The 25,978-nt window shown below is 65.2% G+C and carries 21 protein-coding genes and 1 tRNA gene; 13 read left to right on the forward strand and 9 right to left on the reverse strand.

What is annotated here, in order from left to right; all coding sequences use genetic code 11:
- The first annotated feature begins 33 nt into the window (after nt 1-33).
- Nucleotides 34-333 carry a hypothetical protein gene (locus tag AOT87_RS01755; protein WP_030094584.1) on the forward strand — a complete coding sequence of 100 codons (300 nt, stop codon included), beginning with the start codon at nt 34-36 and terminating at the stop codon, nt 331-333.
- Here AOT87_RS01755 and lysA read toward each other — a convergent pair.
- Nucleotides 330-1,676, reverse strand: coding sequence for a diaminopimelate decarboxylase (lysA, locus tag AOT87_RS01760; RefSeq protein WP_057966833.1), 1,347 nt, complete (start codon nt 1,674-1,676; stop codon nt 330-332). The genes AOT87_RS01755 and lysA overlap by 4 nt on opposite strands.
- A gap of 107 nt (nt 1,677-1,783) precedes the next feature.
- Between lysA and mfd the strand changes: the two genes are divergently transcribed.
- The 4 genes from mfd (at nt 1,784) to efeB (AOT87_RS01780) (ending at nt 9,826) form a co-directional block, all read left to right on the forward strand.
- Entirely contained in the window at nt 1,784-5,437 is a 3,654-nt protein-coding gene (gene mfd / locus AOT87_RS01765; protein ID WP_057966834.1) for a transcription-repair coupling factor, read from the forward strand.
- Nucleotides 5,434-6,423, forward strand: coding sequence for a nucleoside triphosphate pyrophosphohydrolase (locus tag AOT87_RS01770; protein WP_057966835.1), 990 nt, complete (start codon nt 5,434-5,436; stop codon nt 6,421-6,423). The genes mfd and AOT87_RS01770 overlap by 4 nt, the downstream gene beginning before the upstream one ends.
- Nucleotides 6,424-6,527: 104 nt before the next feature.
- On the forward strand, nt 6,528-8,582 hold the full coding sequence (efeU, locus tag AOT87_RS01775; protein ID WP_057966836.1) for an iron uptake transporter permease EfeU: 2,055 nt from the start codon (nt 6,528-6,530) through the stop codon (nt 8,580-8,582).
- Between the two features lie 17 nt (nt 8,583-8,599).
- On the forward strand, nt 8,600-9,826 hold the full coding sequence (gene efeB / locus AOT87_RS01780) for an iron uptake transporter deferrochelatase/peroxidase subunit (RefSeq protein ID WP_081343229.1): 1,227 nt from the start codon (nt 8,600-8,602) through the stop codon (nt 9,824-9,826).
- Here efeB (AOT87_RS01780) and efeB (AOT87_RS01785) read toward each other — a convergent pair.
- The 3 genes from efeB (AOT87_RS01785) to efeU (AOT87_RS01795) are packed head-to-tail and all read right to left on the reverse strand — an operon-like array spanning nt 9,823 to nt 13,125.
- The gene (efeB, locus tag AOT87_RS01785) at nt 9,823-11,094 is read right to left on the reverse strand and encodes an iron uptake transporter deferrochelatase/peroxidase subunit (protein WP_234795804.1); all 1,272 of its coding nucleotides are present in this window, start codon (nt 11,092-11,094) and stop codon (nt 9,823-9,825) included. The genes efeB (AOT87_RS01780) and efeB (AOT87_RS01785) overlap by 4 nt on opposite strands.
- Nucleotides 11,075-12,229 carry an iron uptake system protein EfeO gene (gene efeO / locus AOT87_RS01790; RefSeq protein ID WP_046252779.1) on the reverse strand — a complete coding sequence of 385 codons (1,155 nt, stop codon included), beginning with the start codon at nt 12,227-12,229 and terminating at the stop codon, nt 11,075-11,077. The genes efeB (AOT87_RS01785) and efeO overlap by 20 nt, the downstream gene beginning before the upstream one ends.
- Nucleotides 12,226-13,125, reverse strand: a complete 900-nt coding sequence (gene efeU, locus AOT87_RS01795) for an iron uptake transporter permease EfeU (RefSeq protein WP_057966839.1) — start codon at nt 13,123-13,125, stop codon at nt 12,226-12,228. The genes efeO and efeU (AOT87_RS01795) overlap by 4 nt, the downstream gene beginning before the upstream one ends.
- 173 nt (nt 13,126-13,298) lie before the next feature.
- On the opposite strand from efeU (AOT87_RS01795), the gene AOT87_RS01800 reads away from it, so the two are divergent.
- The 7 genes from AOT87_RS01800 (at nt 13,299) to AOT87_RS01830 (ending at nt 19,490) form a co-directional block, all read left to right on the forward strand.
- Entirely contained in the window at nt 13,299-14,066 is a 768-nt protein-coding gene (locus AOT87_RS01800) for a lipoprotein (protein WP_046252781.1), read from the forward strand.
- Between the two features lie 82 nt (nt 14,067-14,148).
- Nucleotides 14,149-15,441, forward strand: coding sequence for a phosphopyruvate hydratase (eno, locus tag AOT87_RS01805; RefSeq protein ID WP_046252782.1), 1,293 nt, complete (start codon nt 14,149-14,151; stop codon nt 15,439-15,441).
- 116 nt (nt 15,442-15,557) lie between these two features.
- Complete coding sequence (locus AOT87_RS01810; protein WP_030094595.1) at nt 15,558-16,088, forward strand: septum formation initiator family protein; 531 nt, start codon at nt 15,558-15,560, stop codon at nt 16,086-16,088.
- The gene (locus AOT87_RS01815) at nt 16,085-16,564 is read left to right on the forward strand and encodes a DUF501 domain-containing protein (RefSeq protein ID WP_046252783.1); all 480 of its coding nucleotides are present in this window, start codon (nt 16,085-16,087) and stop codon (nt 16,562-16,564) included. Before AOT87_RS01810 ends, AOT87_RS01815 begins: the two co-directional genes overlap by 4 nt.
- Before the next feature lie 5 nt (nt 16,565-16,569).
- Complete coding sequence (locus AOT87_RS01820) at nt 16,570-17,514, forward strand: Ppx/GppA phosphatase family protein (protein WP_109398663.1); 945 nt, start codon at nt 16,570-16,572, stop codon at nt 17,512-17,514.
- 216 nt (nt 17,515-17,730) lie between these two features.
- On the forward strand, nt 17,731-18,621 hold the full coding sequence (locus AOT87_RS01825; protein WP_052399428.1) for an alpha/beta fold hydrolase: 891 nt from the start codon (nt 17,731-17,733) through the stop codon (nt 18,619-18,621).
- On the forward strand, nt 18,618-19,490 hold the full coding sequence (locus AOT87_RS01830; protein WP_081343207.1) for a sulfite exporter TauE/SafE family protein: 873 nt from the start codon (nt 18,618-18,620) through the stop codon (nt 19,488-19,490). The genes AOT87_RS01825 and AOT87_RS01830 overlap by 4 nt, the downstream gene beginning before the upstream one ends.
- Here the strand turns inward: AOT87_RS01830 and AOT87_RS01835 are convergent.
- The 4 genes from AOT87_RS01835 to AOT87_RS01850 form a co-directional block, all read right to left on the reverse strand.
- On the reverse strand, nt 19,417-20,604 hold the full coding sequence (locus AOT87_RS01835) for an MAB_1171c family putative transporter (RefSeq protein ID WP_057966841.1): 1,188 nt from the start codon (nt 20,602-20,604) through the stop codon (nt 19,417-19,419). The genes AOT87_RS01830 and AOT87_RS01835 overlap by 74 nt on opposite strands.
- Nucleotides 20,601-21,119, reverse strand: coding sequence for an ImmA/IrrE family metallo-endopeptidase (locus AOT87_RS01840; protein ID WP_030094601.1), 519 nt, complete (start codon nt 21,117-21,119; stop codon nt 20,601-20,603). Before AOT87_RS01840 ends, AOT87_RS01835 begins: the two co-directional genes overlap by 4 nt.
- Nucleotides 21,120-21,121: 2 nt before the next feature.
- Nucleotides 21,122-21,601 (reverse strand): hypothetical protein, encoded by a 480-nt coding sequence (locus AOT87_RS01845; RefSeq protein WP_057966842.1) that lies wholly within the window; start codon nt 21,599-21,601, stop codon nt 21,122-21,124.
- Nucleotides 21,602-21,686: 85 nt separating this feature from the next.
- Entirely contained in the window at nt 21,687-23,528 is a 1,842-nt protein-coding gene (locus tag AOT87_RS01850; RefSeq protein ID WP_057966843.1) for a fatty acyl-AMP ligase, read from the reverse strand.
- A 313-nt stretch (nt 23,529-23,841) separates the two neighbouring features.
- Between AOT87_RS01850 and AOT87_RS01855 the strand changes: the two genes are divergently transcribed.
- A tRNA-Leu gene (locus AOT87_RS01855) sits at nt 23,842-23,915 on the forward strand.
- A gap of 202 nt (nt 23,916-24,117) precedes the next feature.
- Here the strand turns inward: AOT87_RS01855 and AOT87_RS01860 are convergent.
- Complete coding sequence (locus AOT87_RS01860) at nt 24,118-25,860, reverse strand: DUF262 domain-containing protein (RefSeq protein ID WP_057990728.1); 1,743 nt, start codon at nt 25,858-25,860, stop codon at nt 24,118-24,120.
- Between the last annotated feature and the right edge of the window lie 118 nt (nt 25,861-25,978).

Below are 25,978 nucleotides of genomic sequence, written 5' to 3' on the forward strand. Positions count from 1 at the left end.
CATCTTGAGTCGCCTCGACTTATCGTCGTGCTCATGATGTTTGTGCTGGTACGGCGTGCGGCGCTGCTTGTGGCGGCGGGTGTGACCATCGGTGTGCCGCTGGCGTTGGGCGTATCGCACGCCGACCCCCCGTGTGCACCGGGTGCTGCTGCGTGCGCGCTGCCTACAGCGGTCGTCCCGCCGGCAGGAGCGCACGAAAAGTGCAGTGCACCAAAGCCGGGCGAGGAGGTCTGTGCCGAGCCAGGCGATGCCGAGCTCCACTCAACCCCGACGGCCCACATCCCGGCACCGCCGTTGACGGTTGCTCCGACCAAGGGTGGTGCTGCGCTCTAGCGCGCGCCGCAGTCTCGGGAGAGCAGATCGGCGATCGTCTCGCGGCGTACCAGCTCGCGCACCCGTCCGTCGCGGACTGCGAGCACTGGGGGCCGTCCAACCAGGTTGTAGGACGAGGCCATGCTGTGGTTGTACGCACCGGTGCAGGCCACTGCCAGCACGTCGCCGGGGCGCACATCGGAGGGCAGGCTGACATCGCGGGCGATCTCGTCGCCGGATTCGCAGTGCCGTCCCGCCACCGTCACGAGTTGCGGTGGGGCGGAGGGGTGTCTATTGGCCAGCGCGACACTGTATTTGGCGTCATACAGTGAGACGCGGGGGTTGTCGCTCATGCCGCCGTCGACGGCCACGAACGTGCGACCGCCGGGCTGGGTCTTGACCGACACCACCCGGTACAGCGTCACTCCCGCGCGGGCGGAGATGGCACGGCCGGGCTCCACCACAACGCGGGGCCGCGGGAAGCGCTCGGCCGCGCAGGCGGCGTCGAGGGCGTCGTCGATGAAATCGCGCAGCTCGGCGAGGTCGAGTTCGGGGTCACCCGAGCGGTAGGGAACGCCGTGGCCGCCACCGATATTGAGCTCACCCAGGATCACGCCGTGCTTGGCGCGGATATCGGCCATCGCGGCGATCATCCGGCGAATGGTTTCGCCGTAGAGCGTGCAATCGGTGACCTGTGAGCCGATGTGGCAGTGCAGGCCGACCAGGTCCAGCAGGGGCTGGTCCAGCACGCGGCGGACGGCCTCGGTGGCATGCCCACTGTGCAACGGGAATCCGAATTTCTGATCGGTGACGCCCGTCGTTACCGCGGCGTGCCCGTGGATGTCGATATCGGGGGTGACCCGTACCAGTACACGCTGGCGTTTCTTGAGCCGAGTCGCCAGGAACATGATCTCGGTGTTGGAATCCAGCACGATCCGGCCCACGCCGACCGCGGCCGCGTCACTGAGCTCGTCAGGGGTCTTGGCGTTGCCGTGCATGATGATTCGTTCCGGGTCGAAGCCGCCCGCGAGCGCGGTCGCCAGCTCGCCGGAAGAGCAGACATCCAGCGACAGCCCCTCCTGCGCCACCCAGCGCGCGATATCGGTCGTCAGCAGCGCCTTGCTGGCATACGCGATCTCGATCTCGCGCAGGGTGCGGCGATAGTGACGGGCGCGGTGACGGAAATCCTCCTCGTCAACCACGTAGGCGGGGGTGCGGAATTGGTCGGCAATTTCCGAGAGCGCCGTCTCTCCGACGCACATCCGGCCCTGCTCGTCCAGGTGTGTGGTGACCGGCCACACGGCCGGGTCGACGCGAGGTCGCGCCACGTTATGTAAGGACGGCAGCAGGTCCAGAAGTGTCATGCATCTACCGTGCGCCTGTGGCGACCCCATGCGGAGTTTCTTGACGTGGCCTTGACGGTGATGGGCCCGATCTTTTCGAGATCTGGGCGCCGTAGAATGAACGCACCATGACTGTGACTGCCCCGCCTCTCGCCGGGGTGATCCGGACAGCCTTGCGGGATCCCGCATTCGATGTTCTTGCCCCGGCCCTCGCCGCCAAGACCGGCCTTGATCTGACCGCACCGTCGTGTGCCCGCCCATTCGTCGTCACCGGTATGGCCGATGCGAGCGATGCGCCCGTCCTGGTGGTGACGGCTACCACCAGGGAAGCGCAAGATCTCGCCGCCGAGCTGCGCGATGTGTACGGCGATTCGGTCACCCTGCTGCCGTCGTGGGAGACGCTTCCGCATGAACGGCTGTCACCCGGCGTCGACACCGTGGGTGCCCGGTTGCAGGTGCTGCACCGGCTCGCTCATCCGGAGGACTCCCGGATGGGGCCCCCGCTGCGGGTGGTTGTCACGACGGTTCGCTCGTTGTTGCAGCCGATGTCGCCCGAGTTGTTCGATCTGGAGCCGGTGGAGCTCACCGTGGGTGCCGAGTCGGAATTCGACGGGCTGATCGCCCGACTGGTCGAGCTCGCGTACACCCGGGTGGACATGGTGGCCGGCCGTGGCGAGTTCGCGGTGCGCGGCGGCATTCTCGACGTCTTCAGTCCCACCGCAGACCATCCGGTGCGTGTGGAGTTCTGGGGCGACGAGGTCAGCGAGATGCGCTACTTCTCCGTTGCCGACCAGCGGTCGATCCCCGAACTGCAGGTCACCTCAGTGCTCGCGATGCCCTGTCGCGAACTGCTCCTCACCGAACAGGTGCGCACGCGTGCGGCCGAGCTCGCGGCGGCGGCCGGAGACTCCGGTAGTAGCGAGGGCGAGCACCGGCTCGGTACCGGGCTGGGGGAGATGCTGGCCAAGCTGGCCGACGGAATCTGTGTCGACGGAATGGAATCGCTACTGCCCGTACTGCATTCGGGTGAGCTGACCATGCTGGTAGACCATCTGCCCGAGGGCACTCCCGTGCTGATCTGCGATCCCGAGAAGGTGCGCACCCGGGCGGCGGATCTGGAGCGCACCGGCCGGGAGTTCCTGGAGGCATCGTGGTCGGTTGCCGCGATCGGCGCCGATGCGCCAATTGACGTTGCCGCGCTGGCGGATTCGGGATTTCGGGAGCTTGATGACGTCAAGCACGCGGCAGATGAGACCGGGCATCCGTGGTGGTCACTGAGCCCGCTGAGTATGGGCGACGATCAGGCGATCGATCTCGCGGTACGGCCATCGCCCTCTTCGCGCGGCCACAAGGAGGGTGCGGCGGAGATCTTCGCGATGCTGCGCGCCCACGTGATGACCGGCGGGCGGGCCGTGGTGGTGGCCGCTGGTGCCGGCACTACCCACCGGATCATCGAGCAGCTGGCCGAAACGGAAACGCCGGCAAAGCTGTTGGAGCCCGGGGCAGAGCCCGTCGAGGGCGTTGTCGGTGTGCTGCGTGGTCACCTCACCGACGGTGTGGTGCTCACAGGCGCCAACATCGTCATCGTCACCGAGACGGACCTCACCGGCAGCCGGGTCGCGGCCACCGATGGCAAGCGGTTACCTGCCAAGCGCCGCAACCAGGTTGACCCGCTGGCCCTCGCGGCCGGCGATCTCGTGGTGCACGATCAGCACGGCATCGGGCGATTCGTGGAGATGGTGGAACGCACCGTCGGCGGGGCGCGCCGGGAGTATCTGGTGCTGGAATACGCGTCCGGTAAGCGTGGCGCCGCCGCCGGTGGGCAGAGCGATCGCCTGTACGTGCCTATGGACTCCCTCGATCAGCTGTCCCGGTATGTCGGTGGCGAATCTCCCGGCCTGAGCCGTCTCGGCGGCAGCGACTGGGCCAATACGAAGACCAAGGCGCGCAAGGCTGTTCGTGAGATCGCGGGCGAGCTTGTGGCGTTGTATGCGGCGCGCCAGGCCGCGCCCGGACATGCCTTCGCGCCGGATACTCCGTGGCAGCGGGAGATGGAAGACGCCTTCGGGTTTGTCGAGACGGTTGATCAGCTGACCGCCATCACCGAGGTGAAATCCGATATGGAGAAGCCGGTTCCGATGGACCGGGTGGTGTGCGGCGACGTGGGCTACGGCAAGACCGAGATCGCGGTGCGCGCGGCGTTCAAAGCCGTCCAGGACGGTAAGCAGGTCGCGGTGCTGGTGCCCACGACGCTGCTGGCCGATCAGCATCTGCAGACGTTCACCAATCGCACCGCGGGGTTCCCGGTGAAGGTGGCAGGCTTGTCGCGGTTCACCGATCCGGCCACCTCGAAGCTGGTCATCGAGGGAATGGCCGATGGCTCAGTCGATATCGTCATCGGCACACACCGGCTGCTGCAGACCGCGGTGCGGTGGAAGGACCTCGGTCTGGTGATCGTCGACGAAGAGCAGCGATTCGGCGTCGAACACAAGGAACACATCAAGGCGCTGCGCACCCATGTCGACGTTCTGACCATGAGTGCCACCCCGATTCCGCGCACCCTGGAGATGAGTCTGGCGGGCATCCGGGAGATGTCGACCATCCTGACGCCGCCCGAGGAGCGTTACCCCGTGCTCACCTACGTCGGTCCGCATGACGACAAACAGGTGGCAGCTGCGCTGCGGCGCGAGCTGTTGCGCGATGGTCAGGCGTTCTACGTGCACAACCGGGTGAGCTCCATCGATCGGGCCGCCGCGCGCATACGTGATCTGGTTCCCGAGGCCAGAGTTGTTGTGGCACACGGCCAAATGCCCGAGGAATTGCTGGAGCGCACCGTCGAGGGGTTCTGGAACCGCGAATACGACATCCTGGTGTGCACCACCATCATCGAGACGGGTCTGGACATCTCCAACGCCAACACCCTGATCGTGGAGCGGGCGGATATCTTCGGGCTATCGCAGCTGCACCAGTTGCGCGGGCGCGTCGGCCGCAGCCGCGAGCGCGGTTACGCGTACTTCCTGTACTCGCCCGAGGTGCCGCTGACCGAGACCGCCTACGACAGGCTCTCGACTATCGCGCAGAACAACGATCTGGGTGCCGGCATGGCGGTGGCCATGAAGGACCTGGAGATCCGCGGCGCGGGCAATGTGCTCGGCGTCGAGCAGTCTGGCCACGTCGCCGGGGTGGGGTTCGATCTGTACGTCCGGCTCGTCGGCGAGGCTGTCGAGGCGTATCGCGCGGCGGCCGACGGCAAGACGGTGCAGACCGCCGAGGAACCCAAGGAGGTGCGTATCGATCTGCCGGTCGACGCGCACCTGCCCACCGACTACATCGGTAGCGACCGGTTGCGCCTTGAGGCGTACCGCAGGCTGGCGGCGGCCGGGGACGCCGCGCAGATCGGCGCGGCGGTCGAGGAACTCGTCGACCGGTACGGTCCGCTGCCGCTTCCGGTGCAGCGACTGGTCGCGGTGGCCTCGCTGCGTTTGCTGTGCCGTGAGATGGAAATCACCGATCTTTCGGTGGTCGGTACCAACATCCGAATACAGCCGTTGCCGCTTCTGGATTCGGCGCAATTGCGGCTCAAGCGTTTGCACCCGGCCGCGCAATATCGTGCGACGACTTCCGTTGTGCAGGTTCCCATCCCGCGTGCCGGCGACGGGGGCGTGGGCTCAGAGCGCATCCGCGACCTGGAGCTGGTGCACATGATTGTCGATCTGCTGCTGGCGTTGTCGGGGCGCCCCGCGGGCAGTGTTGATATAACACCAGTGGAGGTGAGCAAATGACCGTCATCCTTGTGGACCCGCGCCATCCGTCGATGGTGCCGGTCGAGGCCGTCGGTTTGCTTGCCGGTGATCTGCAGTACACCGAGGAGCTTCCCGTCCGCCTGGCGTGGTCGCTGTCGACCGCACGTCCGGTGTACATCGGTGAGGACGCCCCGGCGCTGTTGTCCTCGGACCGCAACCATCCGGAGGTGAAGGCGCGGATCGCGGCCGGGGCCACGGTCATCGCACCGCCGGTGCGGCAGGGCGAGAAGCTCATCGACGCGGTGGCGGTAATGGACAGGCTGCGCACGAACGGCCCGTGGGAGGGCACCCAGACTCACGATTCGCTGCGGCGATACCTGCTTGAAGAGACCTACGAGCTGTTCGACGCGGTGCGTACCGGTGACGTCGACGAGCTTCGTGAAGAGCTGGGGGATGTACTGCTGCAGGTGCTTTTCCACGCCCGCATCGCCGAGGATGCCCCGGAGCATCCCTTCAACATCGATGATGTCGCCGAGGCGCTGCTGAAAAAGTTGGGCAACCGCATTCCGGTGATCCTCGGCGCCGGTGGCGATTCCAGCTCGATCTCGCTGGAAGAGCAACTGGCGCAATGGGAAGAGCGTAAGGCGCAGGAGAAGGATCGCGACTCGTGTCTGGACGGCGTGTCCAGCGGCCAGCCGGCCCTGGCACTCACGCAGAAGGTGCTCGGCCGCGTGACGGCCGCTGGTCTGCCCACCGAGTTGATCCCGGCGCAGCTGCTTTCGGTGACCATCGAGCTGGATGGGGATGCCGAGAACCAGTTGCGGGCAGATGTTTTGGAATTCATGGATACCGTGCGTCGCGCCGAGAAGAGCATCCTGGCCGATCGCCGCGGTGAGGACACCGCCGCCGGATTGGCGAGCGCCGATCTGCGTGATGTCGCTGCCGGGGAGTGGCGCGAGCATTGGCTGAGGAATCCGGTTGAGGCTCCTGCCGACGATGCCGTCGAGGTACCCGCCGAGAGCTAGGGCGTAGCCCGGGAGACCGTGCGGCGGGACTTTGTGCCTGGCCTCGCGGGACCATGGTCCGCACAGCATTTGCACAGCATTTAGGTACGCCATACCTTATCTACGTGGTGTTATCGGATGCGGTCCCCAATCTGTTGATTGGCCTGAGAGAGGGTCTCGAAGCAGGACTTGTGGTGAGCATCCTGCTTGCCGCCGTCCATCGTTCACCGCTGGCGGCCAACGGGCGCCGGGCCACGGCGCCGGTGTGGCTGGGCGTGCTCGGGGCGCTCTCGGTATCGGCCAGCTTCGCGGCGGTGCTCACCTCCACGACCAGCTCGCTGGGCGCAACCGGCCAGGACGTGGTGGGCGGCGTGCTCAGCATCCTGGCCGTCGGGTTGGTCACCGCGATGATCTTCTGGATGTCGCGCACCGCCGCCAGCCTCTCCGGTGAGCTGTCCGGCAAGGTGGAGCACGCGCTCACCCTCGGTGCGGGCGCGCTGGCCCTGACGGCGTTCTTGGCGGTCGCCCGCGAGGGATTAGAGACCACGCTGTTCTTCTGGACCGCGGCCAAGGCGGCGGGGGAGACCACCGGACCGGTGATCGGTGGCGCCCTCGGGCTGGCGATCGCGGTGACGTTGTGCTGGCTGCTGTATCGCCGCGCGGTGAAGCTCAACCTCAAAGTGTTCTTCACCCGCACGGCGGTCGTGCTCATTGTGATCGCCGCCGGAATTCTGGCCTACGGCATCGGGGATCTACAGACCGCGGGCTGGTTGCCCGGGCGGACCTGGTACGCCTTCGATCTGAGTCAGCGCATCTCCGCGGACTCCTGGTGGGCCACCATCGTCACCGGCATCACCCAGCTCACCCCGCGGATGACCGTGCTGCAGGTGGTGGCCTGGGCTGGATATCTGATACTGGTGATACCCCCGTTCTTGCGGGTATCACGTGAAAACCATTCGCCCGCTGCCGCGTCCGAGCCCGACGAGGAACCCTCGGCCTTCGCGCGCGTGATCGGCCAGCGCCCCTTCGCGGTTGCCGCGACCATCGTGGTGGTACCGGTACTCGTGGCGGCCGTGGTGATTGCGATTCTGCCGTCCGCCAACCGTGATGCCGATACGCAAGTCACCGTGACGGCCGACGGGTGCGCCGACGACTGGACGTCCGCGGGTACCGGCCTGCAGACGTTCTCTGTCGTCAACAAGTCGGGCAAGACCGGTGAGATCAACCTCGTGGACGGCAACAACGGTGTGGTCGCCGAGATCGAGACCCTGGGCCCCTCCACCAGCGCCACGCTCACCGCGACGCTCTCGGACGGCACGTACAAGTTCGCGTGCCTGATGGCCGGAGAGCCCGCCAGATACTCGGCATCTCAACAAGTCCGGGGCAAGGCCGACCCCGGGGCGCCGCAGCCGGTGGTCAGGGTGACCGAGGACGATCTCAAGCCGCCGATGCAGGCCTACCAGCGTTACGCCGACAATCTCCTGGCGGTGCTGGGTACCCAGGCGCGCGCACTTCGTGCCGACCTTGCCGCGGGCAACATCGAAGCGGCGAAGAAGTATTGGCTGCCGGCGATTCTGACCTGGAACCGAATCGGTGCGGCGTACGGCAGTTTCAAGGACTACGGGGATGCCATCGCCGGGCTGCCGCATGGGCTCCCCGATGGGGTGCACGATCCCGATTTCAAGGGCTTACGCCGCCTGGAGTACGGGTTGTGGCACGGGCAACCCGCGCCGGTGTTGGTGCCGGTGGCAGACGAATTGGTCTCGACCATCGACAAGCTGCGTGCCAACCTGGCGGACGTGATGACCGAGCCGGCCGACCAGACGAAACGCCCACACGAAATCCTCGAGGACACCTTGCGATTCCAGCTCATGGGCTACACGAACCAGGGAGCGGGAACCGAGTACGCGGAGGCGGCAGCTGCGGTCGAAGCCACCCGGGCGGTGCTGGGCCAGTTCTCTGCGCTGATCAATGCCCGCGCGCCGAAGTTATTGGCGGAAAGCAACTCCCAGCTCGATATCCTTGACGCCGCACTCAAGGCGACGCAGCAGGGTGGACAGTGGCGTCCGCTCGAGCAGGTGCCGCTGGCCGGTCGCCAGGCGGTGGATGCCGCGCTGGGGCAGGTGCTCGAGACGCTCGCCTCGGTGCCACTGCTCATCGAACTTCCGCCGAGCCGATGACCAAGGAGGCGCGCAATATGGATGTCAACCGCAGGAACTTCCTCCGCGGCGCGGCCATCGGGGCCGCAGGCACGGCCGTCACGGGTGCGGTGCTGGCGCACGGTGCCGAGGTTGACGCGAACGCGGCGGCAGTGGCCGCGCCCCCGAATCGGTACCCATTCCACGGGGCCAAGCAGTCGGGAATCCTCACCCCGGTGCCCGCAGAGAAGCAGAACTTCGCCTGCCACGTGGCATTCGATGTGACGTCCAAGAACAGGGATGCGCTGGCTGGGGCCTTCAAGAAGTTGACCGAGCGGGCGCGGTTCCTCTGTACCGGCGGCACCCCGCCCGAGCTGGGGGTCGGGCAACCGCCGGCGGATAGCGAGGTGGTTGGGCCCGTGGTCGAGGCCGACGGCCTCACCGTCACAGTGGCGGTCGGGTCCAGCCTGTTCGATAGCCGATTCGGGCTGACCGACCGCAAGCCCGCCAAGCTCAAACCAATGACGGTATTTCCCAACGACTTTCCCGATGCGGCGTGGACACACGGTGATCTGCTGGTTCAGCTGTGCGCCCACAATCCGGATACCGTGCATCACGCACTGCGCGATATCACCCGCGCGGTGCGGGGCGATCTGCAGATGCGCTGGCGGATCGAGGGGTACAACTCGCCCCCGCGCCCGTCCGGAACGGGCCGAAACCTTTTGGGGTTCAAGGATGGCACCGCCAACCCGGTGTCAAACGATGCCGAAAAGCTGATCTGGGTGGGCGATGGCGAACCCGCGTGGACCGCGGACGGCACCTACATGGTGGTACGCCTCATCCGGATGCTCGTCGAGTTCTGGGATCGGGTTTCCATCAACGAGCAGGAGCGGATGTTCGGTCGACGTCGCGACAGCGGCGCCCCGTTGGACGGGAACAACGAGTTCGATAACCCCAACTACACAACTGACCCCGAAGGTCAGACCATTCCCCTGGATGCGCATATCCGGCTGGCCAACCCGCGCACCGCCGAAACTGACAACCAGCGGCTGGTCCGGCGTTCCTACAACTACGACCTGGGCGTGGAACCGAACGGGAACATGCAGTCGGGACATGTCTTCGTCTGTTTCCAGCAGGACCTCGAGCGCCAGTTCGAAACCGTGCAGAACCGGTTGAACGACGAGCCCCTCGTCGACTATGTGCAGCCGTTCGGGGGCGGATACTTCTTCGCGCTGCCGGGCGTCGTCGACGAGAACGACTGGTACGGCAGGACCTTGCTCAGCTAGCCGAAGAGCGACTGACCCCAATACTCCTTGGGGCCCAGGCCCGGTGGACAGGCGAAGATCGCCGAACCGGTGTGCAGGATGTATTCGTTGAGGGCGTCCTCGGTGGCCAGCTTGCGCTGCATCGGGATGAACTGCGATTGCGGATTGCGCACGAAGGCGATGAAGAACAGCCCCGCGTCCAAATGCCCGAACCCGTCCGACCCATCGGTGAAGTTGTAACCGCGGCGCAGGATCTCGATACCGCCCAGTTCTTCGGCGGAGGCCAGTCGCACGTGCGCGTCCACATCCAGCAGCGGTTCCCCATCGGATTTCTTGCCGGTGAAGTCGATGGCCGCGAACTCGTCGCTCTGGCCGATCGGCGCACCCGATCCCTTGGCGCGCCCGATGACTCGTTCCTGCTCGTTGAGTACGGTGCGGTCCCAGCTCTCGATCAGCATCCGGATGCGCCGCGCCACCAGGTAGGTGCCGCCGGTCATCCATTCGGGGTTGTCGCCCTTGGCCACCCAGACGCTGGTATTGACCTTCCCGGTGTCTTCGGCCTTGATGTTGCGGGTGCCGTCCTTGAACCCGAACAGGTTTCGCGGTGTCACCTGCGACCGGCTGGTCGAGGAGGTGCGGCCGAATCCGAGCTGCGACCACTTGACCGCGACGGTTCCGAAGCCCACCCGGGCCAGGTTGCGGATGGCGTGCACCGCGACCTGTGGGTCGTCGGCGCAGGCCTGAATGCAGATATCGCCGCCGCAGCGGGCAGGGTCCAGCTTCTCGTTGCGGAACTTCGGCAGTTCCTGCAGTGGTGCCGGTAGCTTGTTGGCGATGCCGAACCGGTCCACCCCGTCCTTACGGAAGAACGAAGGGCCGAAGCCGATCGTCAGGGTCAGTGCGGAGGCGGCCAGGTCCAGCGCCTCGCCTGTATCGGTCGGCGGGGCATAGGGATTGCCGTCGAGCGCACCGCCCGGTGTGGTCTCCTCGCCCTGGGACATCCGCTCGGCCATCTCGGTCCACTGACGCAGCATGGCCTGCACCTCGCCGCGGGTGGCGTTGGGCATCACGTCGAAGGCGCAAAAATGCATGCGGTCCTGCGCCGGGGTGGTGATCCCGGCCTGGTGTTCGCCGCGGAACGGGACCTTGACGTTGTCCGGTCCGACGCTTGCCGCGCTCGCGCGGCCGCCCAGCACTCCGGCTCCCGCAGCGCCGGCCACGGCGGCGGTAACCCCCGCCGCGCCCAGCAGCTTGCGGCGGTTGAACCCGTTACCGTCCGGCGATGACACCCTGCACCTCGCTGACCTCCTTGGACAACGCATCGATGGCATGTGCCAGCTCGATGCGCTGATCTTGGGTCACCGTGTCGTAGAAGACGAATCCGTCACCCTTGCGGTACTTGCCCAGCAGGGTGTCGACTTCCTTGAACCGCTTGTCGATCGCCTGTCCCAGTTCGGGTTTGCGCTCGTCGAGGATCGGGCGCACGGTAGCGACCGCGTTCTGGGAGCCGTCCACGTTCGCCTGGAAGTCCCACAGATCGGTGTGGCTAAAGGCCTCTTCCTCACCGGAAATCTTCGTCCTGGCCACCTCGTCGAGCAGCGTCTGCGCTCCACCGGCGATCTTGGTGGTGTTGATGTCGAAGTCCTTGGCGCGCACGCCGTCTGAGAGCTCCTTGATGTCCTTGAGCAGCTGATCGGCGATGGCGTCGGTATCGGGCTGCAGGCCGGTCACCCACAGGTCCTTCTCCAGGCGGTGGTAGCCGGTCCACTTCTCGCCGGGCTGAAGGTCGGCCTCGCGCAAGTCGATTCGCGGGTCCAGGTCGTTGGGGAAGGCCTCGGCCACCGGCTCGATCCGCTCGTAGTACACGCGGCTGGTCGGGTACTGGGCCTTGGCGGAGGCGATGTCCTTGGCCTTGACCGCCTCGACGAACTTGCCGGCGGATTCACTGAGGGCGTCCACCTGGCTGATCACGTAACCCCGGTAGCGGTCCGTGGCGTCCTTGAACTTGCCCTCGGCGTCGAGCTTCACCGCGGCTCCGGTGATCGTGAAGTCGCCGCGAATGCCGTCGCCGATCATGCCGGGCTTGCATGCGGTCTGGTAGGTGCCGGGCTCGGTGAACTGCACGATGAGCTTGCGGTTGATGCCCGAGCCGATGTTCTCGACCTCACCGAGTGCGCGGTCGCCCTTGTCGTAGACGTAGAACTCGGTGACCTTCGACCCGTTGTTGGTCACCTTGAAAGTGACTGGGCCCGTGGTGGCCTCGGTCTTGGACACCTCGCAGCTGGTGTCGGTGGCGGTGACGGTGATTTCCTGACCAGCACCGGCGGCACCACTCTCGGCGGGCTCCTTGGGGGTGCAGGCCGCCAGGGTCGTACCGGTGGCCATCGCAAGCGCGGCGGCCACGTAGGCGAGTGATGGTTTCATCCAGCGGTCCTCTCGGGTTGGGCTTCTATGGTGTCGGTGGTGGGCGCCTTGGGCTGAGTGGCCACAGGACGTAGGAAGAGGCCGAGCACGATCACCAGGTAGGTGATCCAGCCCGCCAGTTGCAGCACCGTCGGGGTCGGTGTCACGTTGAAGATGCCGCGCAGCAGCTCGCCGTACCAGGCGCTCCAGTCGAACCAGCCGGTGATGTCAAAGGCCTTGTGCGACAGCCCGGGAAGCCATCCGACGGTCTGGAGGGCGCCGATGCCATAGGACAGGATGCCAGCGGCCACCACGACCAGGAAGGCGCCGGTGTATTTGAAGAACTTGCTCAGATTGATCCTGACCGCACCGCGGTACATGCCATAGGACAGCGCGGCCGCGGCAGCGACTCCGGTGACGAGTCCGGCCAGGGGCCAGGCGGTTTCGGCCTTGGCGTACCCGACCATGAACAGGGCGGTTTCGACGCCCTCACGCCCGACGGACAGGAACGCCACGGTCAGGACCGCCAGCGAGCCGGCTTCCAGTGCCTGGGCCATGCCCTGACGCAGCTCGCCGGCGATGCTGGCGGCGGCGGTGCGCATCCACAGCACCATGGTGGTCACGATCGCCACCGCGACCAGCGAGGCCACCCCGGCGATCGCTTCGGCGCCCAGGTCGCTAATGGTGTTACTGCCGAAGTGGATCGTCAGGAAGACGAGCAGGGTCATCGCGATGGCACCGGCGACACCCAGCCACACCCAGCGCAGCGCGTCGCGTCGGTTCGACTTGACCAGGAACGCCACCAGGATCATCACGACGATCCCGCATTCGAGGCCCTCGCGCAGTCCGATGAGGCCGCTGCTGAAGTATTGCGAGAAGTGAGTCGGCCCGTCGGCTAGCACGCCGATACTGCGCATGTCCAGGGTCCTTTTCCCTCATGTGACTTTGGCTAGCCAACGCTTGCCAAGGTGCGGCTGACCTTACCTGAATAGGTCCTGTGGAAGCGATGGCAACGCATCGGCTGCGTCCGTGTGTGTCCAGCTCATGCGACGATGGAGAGCAATCCATCGCACCGTCTAGGAGTTCCGTCGTGTCGTCCCTCGCCGTGCGCTCCTTGTCGGCGCGCTTAGTGCGGATCGTGCTCGTCGTCTCCATTTCGACGTTTCTGCTGGCAGCGGGCTGTTCCTGGCAGTTGGGTGGGCGTACCCCGCTACCGCAGGGGGTGCCGCCGCCTGCCGGAGATCCGGTGCCCGATATCGAGACGCCGCCCGCGCAGATTCATGGCCGTCCCGCTGACCAGCTCCGTGACTGGTCCACCCCGCGTGCCCAGAAGACGGGAATCCCCGTCATCGCCCTGGAGGCGTACGCATACGCGGCCAAGGTTGCCGAGCGCGAGAATCCACGGTGCAAGATCGCGTGGACGACGCTGGCCGGAATTGGCACTGTCGAGAGCCACAACGGCACCTACCACGGCGCCGAACTGCACCCCAACGGCGACGCATTGCCCCCGATCCGTGGGGTGCGCCTGGATGGATCCAACGGAAACCTGCGGCTTCCGGACACCGACAAGGGCGTGCTGGACGGTGACGCGAACCAGGATCGGGCGATGGGACCCATGCAGTTCATCCCCGAGACCTGGCGCATCTACGGCGTTCGCGCCGCAGGTGAGGGCGACCCCAGTCCCGACAACATCGATGATGCGGCGCTGTCGGCGGCGGGGTACCTGTGCTCGCGTGGTGGCGACCTGAGCACCACCGAGGGCTGGATCAAGGCGCTGTGGGCGTACAACATGTCGGACGTGTACGCCGAGCAGGTACGGGATTGGGCCACGGCCTACGCCAAGGGCGGGTCGCTGTAGCACTAGTCTGTACCCGATGTTCTTCGCCCGAGTGGCTCATCAACATACGACGTCGGAACCGCAGCACCCCTAAGGAGAGACAGTGCCGATTCTTGAGCAGGTAGGCGCCCGCGAGATCCTCGATTCACGCGGCAATCCGACCGTCGAGGTCGAGGTCGCCTTGACCGATGGCACGTTCGCACGGGCGGCGGTCCCCTCGGGTGCCTCCACCGGTGAGCATGAGGCCGTTGAGCTGCGCGACGGCGACGCACGTTACGGCGGCAAGGGTGTCACCAAGGCCGTGAACGCCGTACTCGACGAGATCGCCCCGGCCATCATCGGTGAGAGCGCCGATGACCAGCGCCTCATCGATCAGGCCCTGCTCGATCTGGACGGCACCCCGGACAAGTCGCGCCTCGGCGCCAACGCCATCCTGGGCGTCTCGCTGGCGGTGGCGAAGGCTGCCGCCGACTCGGCCGGGCTGGCACTGTTCCGGTACCTGGGTGGCCCGAACGCGCACATCCTGCCGGTGCCGATGATGAACATCCTCAACGGCGGCGCACACGCCGACACCGGGGTCGATGTCCAGGAGTTCATGGTGGCGCCCATCGGTGCGCCGAGCTTCAAGGAATCGCTGCGCTGGGGCACCGAGGTGTACCACTCGCTGAAGTCCGTGCTCAAGAAGCAGGGCCTGTCCACCGGACTGGGTGACGAGGGCGGGTTCGCCCCCGATGTCGCCGGAACCCGGGCCGCGCTGGATCTGATCAGCACCGCGATCGAGGCGACAGGTCTCAAGCTGGGCTCGGATGTGGCGCTGGCGCTGGATGTCGCGGCCACCGAGTTCTACAGCGCCGCTGACGGTTACAGCTTCGAGAAGGAGAAGCGCACCGCCGAGCAGATGGGCGCCTTCTACGCCGAGCTGCTCGACGCCTACCCGCTGGTGTCGATCGAGGACCCGCTGTCCGAGGACGACTGGGACGGATGGGTGGCACTGACCACGGCGATCGGTGACCGGGTGCAGCTGGTCGGCGACGACCTGTTCGTCACCAACCCCGAGCGCCTCGAAGAGGGCATCGAGCGGGGCGCCGCCAATGCCCTGCTGGTCAAGGTGAACCAGATTGGCACCCTCACCGAGACGCTGGATGCGGTGACACTGGCGCACAGCAGCGGCTACAAGACGATGATGAGCCACCGCAGTGGCGAGACCGAGGACACCACCATCGCGGACCTGGCGGTCGCGGTGGGCAGCGGCCAGATCAAGACGGGCGCCCCGGCGCGTAGCGAGCGGGTGGCCAAGTACAACCAACTGCTGCGTATCGAGGAAACACTTGGGGACGCTGCCCGTTTCGCGGGAGACCTTGCCTTCCCGCGGTTCTCGATCGAGACGTCCGACTAGCGGACAAGCCGACGGGCTGAGGCCGAGCTATGGCTGATTCCAAGCGCCGCCCCGCGTCCGGTAGGTCGCGGGGTCCGGCTCCGGCTGCCCGTAAACGGACACCGGTCAAGCGGCCGGTGCAGAAGGTCGTCCGAGGCCCAGCCCGCAGCGGTCCGGCGGCTCCTGCCAAGGCTGCCAAGACCGGCGGGGCGACCGGTGCGGTGGCCGCGTCGATCGAACGCAGTGCCGAGCATCAGTCCGAGCAGCGCCTGGGGTCCACCGCACGCCGGGCCGCTGTTCTTGCCGCCGTGGTGTGTGCGCTGACCCTGACCGTGGCCGGTCCGGTGCGCACCTACTTCTCGCAACAGGCAGAACGGAATCAGCTGGCAGCGGCCGAAGCTCAGCTGCGCGACCAGATCGCCGGGCTCGAGGACAAGAAGCGCCGGCTGGCGGACCCGGCCTATATCGCCGCCCAGGCACGTGAGCGGCTGGGATTCGTGATGCCGGGTGAGGTGCCGTTCCAGGTGCAGCTGCCGAACACCCCCGTCGATGCCAAACCGCAGAGCCAGGGGCCCGTGGACAACGGCAACCCGTGGTACACCAACCTGTGGCACAACATCGCCGACTCGCCCACGGCCATACCGACCGCCCCGGCGCCGATCCCGTGATCTCCGACGACGATATCGCCGCGGTCACAAGGCAATTGGGTCGCGCACCGCGAGGCATGCTGGAGGTCTCCTACCGTTGTCCCAACGGGGAGCCCGCCGTCGTCAAGACCGCTCCGCGGCTCCCCGACGGCACACCGTTTCCCACCCTCTACTACCTGACGCACCCGGCTCTGACGGCCGCGGCGAGCCGTCTGGAGTCCGGCGGACTGATGCGCGATATGACCGATCGCCTTGCCTCCGATGAGGAGCTGGCCGCCGCGTATCAGCGCGCTCACGAGAGCTACCTCGCCGAGCGTGACGCCATCGAGCCGCTCGGCACCACGGTGACCGCAGGCGGAATGCCGGACAGGGTGAAGTGTCTGCATGTGCTGATCGGACATTCACTTGCCGTGGGGCCCGGAGTCAATCCTCTGGGGGATGAGGCGATTCGAGAGCTGCTGGGCACCATGCCGGGTGTGCTGCCGGAGGTCTGGTGACGGCCCTGCGGGTTGGCGCCGTGGATTGCGGCACCAACTCGATCCGCCTGCTGGTCTCGGATGTTGACGACGCCGGACGGCTGACCGATGTGCACCGCGAGATGCGGATTGTGCGGCTGGGGCAGGGCGTGGACGCGACGGGGGAGTTCGCGCCGGAGGCCATCGCGCGCACCCGAGTGGCGCTCGGGGCGTACACGGAATTGATGAGCTCCCTTGGGGTACAGCGTGTGCGCATGGTGGCCACCTCGGCCGCGCGTGACGTCACGAACCGCGAGGCATTCTTTGCGATGACCGCTGAGTTGCTCGGATCCGTTGTTCCGGGCGCGGTGGCGGAGGTGATCACGGGCACCGAGGAGGCCGGGCTGTCATTTGCCGGCGCGGTAGGCGAGTTGGATTCGGCGGCCGGACCCTATGTTGTGGTGGATCTTGGCGGAGGGTCGACCGAGACTGTGATCGGTGATGCCGATGAGGTGAGGGCCAGCTTCTCGGCCGATATCGGATGCGTACGGCTCACCGAACGGTGCCTGCGCTCGGATCCGCCCACCGACGATGAGATCGAGGCAGCACGCGATGCGGTGCGTGCGCAGCTGGCGCGGACGTTCGAGGTGGTGCCGGTCCAGGACGCGCGAACCTGGGTGGGGGTGGCGGGCACCTTCACCACGCTGGCGGCGCTGGCGCACCGGCTGGATGCCTACGATCCCGCCGCGATTCACCTGTCGCGGGTGCCGCTGGAGCGTTTGTCCGAGGTGACGTCCGAGTTGATCGCGATGCCGCGCGCGCAGCGCGCCGCCCTAGGGCCGATGCATGAGGGACGCGTCGACGTCATCGGTGGTGGATCGATCGTCGTGCAGGAACTGGCGCGCGAGTTTTCTGCCCGCGCCGGCATCACCGAGCTGGTGGTCAGCGAGCACGACATCCTCGACGGCATCGCGATGTCCTTACGCAGGTAACCAGGCCTTAACACGTAACCATGTGACCTGCGTAACAGTTGACAATGTACCCCCTGCTCCAGTTGACAAGTTGATCAAATCAACTGACAGTTGATATATCAACACGGACCGATAACGGACAGTTGAAGTTCCATAAACGGTCAGTTGAGAAAGCGCAGCGCCGCGCGGAGCCCGGATCAGCAACGTTTGATTAGGTGCGGAAGGTTTGGATATCCCATGTCCGGATTGATGTCGAAGGCCGAAGTACGCGAAATTGGGGTTTCGGAAACAGGTTTCGTGCGACGGCCCGACCCGGACGGTGCCGCGGTCGCGTACCGGACATATGGGCGCGCGCGGCCCGGTGTCGCCGATGTGGTGTTGGTGCACGGCAGCCTGCAGAACTCGGCCGTGTGGTCCAAGCACGGCTACATCGCGCAGCTGTCTCAGCAGTACCGGGTGACCACCATCGACGTGCGTGGGCACGGCGCCAGCGAGAAGCCTGATCATCCCGGCGGATACGCCATCGCCTCGTCGGCGCGAGATGTCTGCGCGGTCATGGATCACCTGGGCATCCACCGGACGCACTACATCGGCTACTCGCTGGGCGGGCGCATCGGGCTCACCCTTGCCGCCACCGCGCCCGAGCGGCTCACCTCACTGGTGGTGGCGGGGTCCTCGCACCGGCCGCAGCGTGGCGCGGTGGACGTTCTGATCTTCCCCAACGCCGTTCGCGTGGTGGAGGAGTCCGGTCTGGAGGCCTTCGTCGACGGCTGGGAGGCACACCGCGGCCAGCAGATGAGCTCGGGATTCCGGGCGACCATCGAGGCCCTGGGCCAGCGTGGCCTGGCGGCGCTGCTGCGGCAGTGGGATGCCGAGCCGGGTGTCGCCGAAGATGTCCTGCTCCAAATCGAGACGCCCACACTGTTTTTCGCCGGGTCCGAAGACCCGATGCGGCTGGCCGAGTCGCGGGAGGCGGCGGTCCGGATGCCGCGTGCCTACTTCGCCCTACTGGCCGGCTGCAACCACGGGCAGACGGTGACGATGCGTGAGCGCATCCTGGATCGCGCCGAGGCGTTCTTCCGGCTGTCCGAGTTCTCCGATATCGAGAAGCTGCGGGTGGCCGGGTGACCGGAGATCCTGGGCCGCGTCCGAGCCTGGCGACGCTTGCCCGCATCGGGGTGCTCGGCGGTATGTCGGGCGGCCTGCTGGGCGGTGGCACCGGAGTGATCACCGTGCCCTCGCTGGCTCGGGCGACCACATTGAGCCGGGCCGTCATTCACGGCACCTCGACGCTGCCGAACGTCTCTGCCGCGATCGCGGGCAGCACCGTCTACGCGCTGCACGGGGCGAAGGTGGACGTGGTGGCGGGCGCCGGGCTGATGGCGGGCGGCGTGATCGGCGCGGTGGTGGGGGCCAAGCTGGTGGCCCGCATTCCCGAGTGGATCCTCAAGGCGCTGTTCGTTTTTGTGCTGCTGGCCACCGCGCTCAAACTGCTGCTCAGCGCCGCAGGCATCGACCCTTCGGCGGGTGAGGCGCTGCTTCCCGACGCTGTGCTCGCCCATTTGCCATCGGTCATCGCTATCGGTGCCGTGGTCGGTTTCGTGGTCGGTGCGTGGTCGGCCGCACTGGGTCTCGGCGGTGGGCTGCTGACGGTTCCGGCGATGCTGGTGCTGTTTGGTTCCGATCTGCACGTGGCAGAGGGCACCTCGCTGATGGTGATGTTGCCCAACGCGCTGGTCGCGGCGACCACACATCTGCGTCAGGGCACCGCTGATGCTCCGATTGGTTTCCGGTTGGCGGCATTCGCGTTGCCGGGCACCGTCATTGGGGCGCTGCTGGCGCTCGCCCTGAACGCGCGCTGGCTCGCGCTGGTATTCGGGTCCTATCTGGTGTTCATCGCCATCCGCGAGATCGTGCGGGTGTTTACGAGCTCGTCTGCCCGGACGACGACGAAACCAAGTCCGGCGCCAGCGTCGCAGGCGTGTGTTGGCGGTTGATCTTCTGCAGCTCCCGGGCGACGTCCAGGAGCCAGTTCAGTTCTTCCTTGCGGTTGGCGCCGGTACGTTCGCCGATGATCTTGGTGCCGGAGGTCTTGTCGTGCTGCGGTGCGGTGCGCTGTTGTTCGATGGCCGAATGAATTTGGCGCGCCGCTGACGTGGTGGACGCGTCTTCGGTGAGGTAGGGGCGGATGGCGCTCAGGCCGTCGCGGATCTCGACGATTCTGCGGTAGAGCCGATAATTGTGATCGCCGATGGCGGCCTGCGGTGGTGCCAGTGCGATCTGGGCGTTGCCCTCATACAGCGCGGTCCACAGCGGCTCGAGTTGACGGTGCTGCCGGTAGGCCTGGATGCGTTGGCGTGCCGAGGTGACCAGCTGTGAGAAGGACGGTCCGGCAAGGCCTACCACGATGAGGATCTGCCCGATGGTGGCGGCCAGTGGGGCCAGACGCTGCCAGGAGTAGCTGTCGTTGGTGATCATGCCGTAGATGGCCGAGTGTGCCCGCATGATGCAGAACAACAGGCACATGGCGGCTCCGGCCGCGGTGAGCAGCATGCTGCGTCGCAGCCACGCGACATCGTGAAAACGGGCGTACTGCAGGCATTTGACGGTGATCAGGAGGGCGCCCAGGCCGTAGGTGATCAGATAGATCAGCATGTAGAGCACCCAGGCCGGCTTGTTGCCGTGCGAGGCGTAGAAGTCTTGTGGCAGTTCGGAAGTCGGTGCCACAAACCAGCAGAGAGTCAGCGCGGCGCCGATGGCTACCGCCATGCCAACCCAGAGCCGTGCGCGCTGCACCGCACGGGGACCGGATTCACCCCAGAAGGTGATGACGGTGAGAACGCATGCGGTCCATGCCATGCCGCCAGAGAGGTTCAAGACGAGCCGGCCCATGTTATGTACGCCGACCAAGTTGTCGAACTTCTCGTAGAGCGGTGGTGTCGCCAGGGTGACGGCGATGCCCTTGAAGAGGAATGACAACAACAGTGCCACCGAGGCGGGTGGACGGACCCGGGAACGCAGCATCGCGGCGGCGACCACGACCACGGCGCCAAAGCTGAAGACGGCCGCTATCGAATACGCCGCGGCGGAGTCTTCAAAAACTGAGGTCACGGTGCCGCCGGTGAGCCTTCCAGCACGAGTGATGCCAGGATGCGCCGCAGGTTGGCGTTCGTGACGGGGATGGGGCGGTGGCTGTCGGGACTGACGCGCTGGCCCATCATGGAGGCGAGCATTTCTGCCTCGACCTCCTGGTCGTCGAGATAGGTCTCGCGACACAGGACTTCGGCCAGTTCACGCTTGCTTGAACTGGTGTGTCCACACATCACATGGCTCAGCTCATGCAGGATGATGTGCTCGCGATGCATGGTGGTGGTGTCGCTGTCGTACACCACGTAGTCGGTGGCATCGGTGCGGACCAGCAGGCCGTGCACGCCGCTGCCGGAGAGCGCGTAGGGCACCAGCTGGATGTCGCGCTCGCTGAGTTCACTGGCGCGGGCGCGGATGTCCTCGACGGTGGTGAGCGTGTCCAGACCCAGGTCCGCCAGCTTGCGGGTGCACTGCTTGTGGATAGCTTGAAGTTCGCGAGTGGACCGTAGATCGGTTGTGACACAACGCATCTTCGGCATGATTACTGCCCGTTGCTGACCGGGTTGTCCACCGTCGGCAGGCCCTGCAGCGCGCGCACGTGATCGAGCACGGCGGCGACTGTTTCCAGGCTCTGCTTGTTCAGGCCGATCGCACGTAACGCGATCAGCTCCACCTCGTCCCGCGTGGTCTCATCCAGCGCACCGAGACGCTCATCGAGCGAGTAGGTGCGCTCGGGATCGGTGAGCACCGAGAGCGGAACGCGGAAGAAGTCGGCCAGTGCGCCGAGCAGGTCGATGGCGGGACGGGCGCGCTTACCGGTGCGCAGCGCCGAGAGGTAGGCACCGCCGACCTTGATGCCGGGGTGAGCCTTCTTGATTCCGTTGGCGACCTCATCATTGGTCCACATCCGGCCGTCGGGACGACGATGCGACTGGAAGAGCGCATTGATGCGATCAGCGAGGTTCGCGTCGGCGGCTTTGGCGTCCTGAAGGGACACCTGCGGCGGGCTCGTAGTGGCCATCTACTAAGTCAAACACCGATACCGCGCGCTCTCAACGCGAGGGGGCGGACTCCCAGTGTGATTCAACGCACAGTTGAGGCCAGTTTTAGCGGTAGGTGTCGGTGAGGTATTCCGCCCGGCACGCGCCGCGGGCGAGCTTTCCGCTGGTGGTGCGGGGTATCGCTCCCGCGGCGACGAGCCGGACGTCGGCCACGGGCAGATTGTGCTGCCGTGAGATGGCGGCACGGATCGCCTCGACGACGGGAGCCTGCTCGGCCCGTCCCGATCCGGGTGCGCGTTCGGCGACGATGACCAGGCGCTCGCTGGTGTCGGCGATGGCGGCCTCGGCGAGTTGATTGGCGGCGACGGAGAACGCCGCGACGTATCCGGAACGCACCGCGGATGAGGCATCCGAGGCGGTGGCCTCGATGTCCTGCGGGTAGTGGTTGCGCCCGTCGATGATGATGAGGTCCTTGATGCGGCCGGTGACGTAGAGATTGTCGTTCAGGTACACCCCGAGGTCGCCGGTGCGCAGCCAGCGGGCCTCGGTGGCGGTTCCGGTTGCGTGACTGCGCTGGGTGAGTCGCGACTTCAGTGTGTTGCCGAAGGTGTCTTGTGTTTCCTTGGTGCGGCCCCAGTAGCCGCGGCCGATGTTGTCGCCGTGCAGCCAGATCTCACCGATTTCCCCTTCGGGGAGTTCGTTTCCGGTGCGCGGGTCGACGATGGTCAGCCATTGGCTGGAGATCACCTGACCGCAGGAGACGTGCGGGACCGCCATGGGGGCATCCGGTGAGACGGGTACGGCGCGGTCCTCGGCGAGCTGGTCGCGGTCCAGGTAGATGACGCTGGGGCGCGCGTCGGTGGCGATGGTGGCCACCGAGAGCGTGGCTTCGGCCATGCCGTACGACGGTTTGATCGCGGTGGCCGGGAATCCGTAGGGAGCGAAGGCCTCGGTGAACTTCTCGATCGCGGAGATGGTCACCGGCTCAGATCCGTTGAGCAGGCCCGCGACATTGCTCAGATCCCAGGTTTCCCCGGCCGGTGGGCGGCCACGCTGGGCGGCGAGTTCGAAGGCGAAGTTGGGGGCGGCGGCGAACACCCGCCCGAACGCGGATTCGGTGGCCAGTTGTTTGACCCAGCGCCGGGGGCGCCGCACGAAGGCCAACGGCGACATCAAGGTGATGTGGCCGCCGCACAGCGGGGGAAACAGGATCATGATCAGGCCCATGTCGTGATACAGCGGCAGCCAGCTCACGCTGCGGATGTTGGTGTCCAGGCCGCCGGCCAGGATCATCTGCAGCACGTTGGTACAGGCCGCGCGGTGGGTGATCTCGACACCGGCCGGGGTACGGGTGGAACCCGAGGTGTACTGCAGGTAGGCCAGGTCCTCGGAATCGAGTTCGGCGGGGACGAATGTTGCGCCGACCGAGTCAGGCACCGCGTCGATGGCGATGACGCGCGGGCGCCGCCCGCGAGGAAGCTTGCGCAAGAACGCGTTCACCGATTCGGCGGCACTGTCGGTGGTCAGGATGACCGACGGGGTGGCATCGGAGAGCACTGCGTCGAGGCGTTCGGTGTGGCCGGGCAGCTCGGGGGCGAAGAGGGGAACCGCGATGTTTCCGGCCTGAATGGCCGCGAAGAATCCGATGACGTAGTCCAGGCCCTGCGGCGCCAGGATCGCGACGCGATCACCCGGCTGGGTGACCTGCTGCAGGCGGGCGCCGATGGCGCGCATCCGGGTGTCCAGCTCCAGCCAGCTCAGTTCGAGTGCGACACCGTCATCGTCGCGCGTGAAGTCCAGGTAGCGGTAGGCGGCCGTGGCGCCGAACTCGGCGGTGTTGTGTGCGAAGTTGGAGAGCAGCGTGGTGCCGGGAGGCAGGTCGATCGCGCCCTGGGCGTCGAGATAATCCTCAATTCCATTCTGGCGAACCGCCACTGCATCTGACATATCCAACTCCCGACTCACGAAGGAAAACACTACCTGCGCTAACTAAGGAATTTCCTAGTTCGCAGGTGACCCGTCGTGCGAGGAGCGGGCGGCAACTTTCAATGTCGGCGTTCGCGCGGTCTGGTGACGAATCACACCAGAGTCCGATCGAATCCTGGTGTTGTACAAGGGGTATCACTATCCGACGGAGAGTTTCAATGTGACGCCAGGGTGTGTCGCGCAGGGGTGTGATCTTTGTCCTAGGCCAGTGGGCGCTGGGGCCGGGAGTTGGCGCTAGGGGATGTGCCGGGTAGAACTAGGGCTGACCTGCAAGGCCCCCATAGCCCAATTGGCAGAGGCAGCGGACTTAAAATCCGCCAAGTGTCGGTTCGAGTCCGACTGGGGGCACCGGCAACGGCAGTCAAAGGTAATGCGCGCTAAACGCGCAGCAGCTGCAAGCTAGGAACATCAGTCCGCCGGAATCTCTTCGACCGGCCTGTCACTGCACCCTTTCGGCACGCATTCCGAACTCGACGGCAAGTGGATCGCGATACCGTCCGTGACGTCAAATCCGGACTTAAGTTTCATCGTCGTCGGTACTCCGCACAGGTCAGCGGAAAGCGTCAAATATGCGTACGTACTGCTCGTTGGGCACTTGGACCGTGTCCGAGCCCGAGCGCTCATAGATCTTCCCGTCGAAGAAGTTCGGGGTATCACCGGCCTGTACTTTAAAGAGACAGACCGCGTGCTGATGGTATGGAACCAACCGGGCACTGTTGGCGATGGATGAAGCAAGACCTGGCTCAAGTCCGGTCGAAGGGAGCTTTTGGATCAGCCAGTGCCAATAGTCGTTCAGGTCTACTCCTCGCAAGAGAGCTTCACGGCCTATACCCACTACTCGAAAACCGCGGAAGAGGATAGGGCTCACGCCATCGAGTTGAGTGATCCGTTGGGCATCTGCGTCTGTATCAGCAATTCCAACTGCCACGTAACCGACTGTATGTTTACCTCCATTGGCCATCGCTGACATTGTTTTCGCGATCTTTTTGAAGTTGTCCTCGTCAAATTTTCTCACCGGTGCAAGGCTGTATAGCCCCTGCTTGCAGTCAAATAATTGCTGTTCTACGAGCGCATTGCTCAAAATGGTTTCGAGCTGGCTCGCATAGCCGAATGCAGCCAAATCTTCCCCAACAATCGGGCCTTCAAATGCGCTTCGAATGATCCCCTTGACTGAATCGATGGTGGTTCGCTTTGTCGGGCCGGTCCAGTCACCGCCGCCGCCCGGTACGTTCATCGACCCAGAACCGATATTTGTAAGGGCAGCAGCTGCTGCTTGGTAGTCCCTAACCCGTAGGCGATCTTTGACGATGAGCTCGTAGAAGGCCATGAATACACCGTGGTAATAACGTGGAGCCCGGCCACCGCTCCCAGCGGCGATGAGGGAGGAGAATTTCTGGCCGCTAGCCGCGAGGACGGACCTAACCTCGTCATAAACGCGCATGAAAGCATCGGCGACGTTTTCTGCGCCAGCAGTTTCAATTGCGTTAGCGATCGTCAGTGATTCTCGACTGATGCCTTGGTCAGGGTCGCCATAGTTGTAGTATTCGTCTCTTATCCTCGTCCCTGAGGTCGGCAATGGCTCGATCAAGCAGTCGAGTAGGACGTCGAGGACAAGTTGCTCGTCTAACGATTCGCGGACATCTTCGCGACGTAGAATCCCGTTAACAACCCAGAATATTTCGTCAACGTTTACTCCATAGTCCAAGTTGTAATTTGTGATACTTAATTGTGGCATCCTTCGGAGCGGTACTGACTCGCTGGGAGAGGTATCGCCACGAATTCGTGAGGATACGACACGGACAAGATCAGCTAGCGATGAAATCGTCCCAGCTTGTCGAAGTGATTGGCGGGAGAGACGTCGTCCGCCGGAATTTATGCGACGAAAGACCTCTTCAACGCTTGCTTCGTCGGCGGCACGGAACACTGATAATGCGACCGTGTAGTTAGCAAGTGCAGCGGACTCCTCACGATTGAGTATGGGCTTCCGTTGAACAAGTTTGCCCTCATCTTTCCGCAATTTTGTATCTGCCAGAGAATCGAGGTCGAAAAATCGGCCGCCCACGGAGTATTCGTTCTCTAGGAACGCAAAAATCGCGTTCAGCCGTTGCAATCCATCGATCAATTCGTACGTAATCGTACCTTCGGTGGCCAGTTCTGCGACGAGGAAGAGGGGCAGCGGTAGATCGCGAAAAATCGAGTCGATTAGCTTCTCTTTTTCTTCGACGCTCCAAACGAGCTTCCGTTGATACCGTCGATTGACCTGGAAGCGATCCGACAAGTACAGGTCGTACATTCGTTGGACACTCTCACTACGGACTGAGAGATCTTGGGTTCCCGACGCCATCCTCGGATGGTAGCGACATCAACGGCTCGGATGCGGGACGCCATCCGCCCGATAGCCGAGTGGCTGA

The sequence above is a fragment of the Mycobacteroides sp. H003 genome (assembly GCF_001440135.1).
Classification (GTDB): Bacteria; Actinomycetota; Actinomycetes; order Mycobacteriales; family Mycobacteriaceae; genus Mycobacterium; species Mycobacterium gwanakae.

What these genes read in the sequence shown, in the direction of transcription:
- AOT87_RS01860 (WP_057990728.1), bottom strand. Translation starts at nt 25,860, where the DNA reads ATGTACGACCTGTACTTGTCGGATCGCTTCCAGGTCAATCGACGGTAT.
- mfd (WP_057966834.1), top strand. Translation starts at nt 1,784, where the DNA reads ATGACTGTGACTGCCCCGCCTCTCGCCGGGGTGATCCGGACAGCCTTG.
- efeO (WP_046252779.1), bottom strand. Translation starts at nt 12,229, where the DNA reads ATGAAACCATCACTCGCCTACGTGGCCGCCGCGCTTGCGATGGCCACC.
- AOT87_RS01850 (WP_057966843.1), bottom strand. Translation starts at nt 23,528, where the DNA reads ATGTCAGATGCAGTGGCGGTTCGCCAGAATGGAATTGAGGATTATCTC.
- AOT87_RS01770 (WP_057966835.1), top strand. Translation starts at nt 5,434, where the DNA reads ATGACCGTCATCCTTGTGGACCCGCGCCATCCGTCGATGGTGCCGGTC.
- AOT87_RS01845 (WP_057966842.1), bottom strand. Translation starts at nt 21,601, where the DNA reads ATGGCCACTACGAGCCCGCCGCAGGTGTCCCTTCAGGACGCCAAAGCC.
- AOT87_RS01755 (WP_030094584.1), top strand. Translation starts at nt 34, where the DNA reads ATGATGTTTGTGCTGGTACGGCGTGCGGCGCTGCTTGTGGCGGCGGGT.
- AOT87_RS01840 (WP_030094601.1), bottom strand. Translation starts at nt 21,119, where the DNA reads ATGCCGAAGATGCGTTGTGTCACAACCGATCTACGGTCCACTCGCGAA.
- lysA (WP_057966833.1), bottom strand. Translation starts at nt 1,676, where the DNA reads ATGACACTTCTGGACCTGCTGCCGTCCTTACATAACGTGGCGCGACCT.
- efeU (WP_057966839.1), bottom strand. Translation starts at nt 13,125, where the DNA reads ATGCGCAGTATCGGCGTGCTAGCCGACGGGCCGACTCACTTCTCGCAA.
- efeB (WP_081343229.1), top strand. Translation starts at nt 8,600, where the DNA reads ATGGATGTCAACCGCAGGAACTTCCTCCGCGGCGCGGCCATCGGGGCC.
- AOT87_RS01825 (WP_052399428.1), top strand. Translation starts at nt 17,731, where the DNA reads ATGTCCGGATTGATGTCGAAGGCCGAAGTACGCGAAATTGGGGTTTCG.